Consider the following 652-nt stretch of genomic DNA (forward strand, 5'->3'; position numbering starts at 1 on the left):
GGTCTTTTCACGTAGTATTTTATTATCGTTTATAGATGTTATAAAAGTAGGCATATCAAATAAACCCTAACGGGTTTGAATTTTTTTACTATGCTACCTGATGAGTAGAAGTGGTATACTCATACACAACGCCCAAAATATCAAAGACTGTTTTTTTCTCATATCTGTGAGATTTTTGTCCGTTTCGCTGTAGGAGGTTAAACAGACGAAGGAGAATCTTTGATAATTCTTGGGTGTTTTTATGTAATGCTTGATGAAAAAGTAAGAAATAATCTTTAATTATGTACATCGCTTTATATTCACTTAGCTCTTTCTGTTTCTTACGTAACAGGAGTTCTCTCATTTTAAACATAGTAGAAGAACATAATAGGATACTAATGAGTTGTCCATAAAGATGGCATTCTAATCGCTCTTGTTTAATAGATTTACAACGATGAATTTGAAACCAGGATTTCCATATTTTAAATAACAGCTCAATTTGCCAACGTAGTGAATATAAATCATAGATTTTCTCTTTTGGTACCCATTCCGTAGGAATGTTTGTCATATATACCGTAATTCCTTGTAAAAGTTTCGTACGCTCTGTATATGTAATCCCTTTTTTCTTTTCACGAATAGCTCGATCACGTAGGCGTTTTTGTTTTTGCTCCTC

General features: G+C 32.7%; 1 protein-coding gene. It reads right to left on the reverse strand.

What is annotated here, in order from left to right:
• Positions 1-88: 88 nt before the first annotated feature.
• Positions 89-652: transposase (locus BAU28_RS27015; RefSeq protein ID WP_131801222.1), on the reverse strand; the 564-nt coding region annotated here is incomplete at its 5' end.

The organism is Bacillus paramycoides, from assembly GCF_001884235.1.
GTDB lineage: Bacteria > Bacillota > Bacilli > Bacillales > Bacillaceae_G > Bacillus_A > Bacillus_A paramycoides.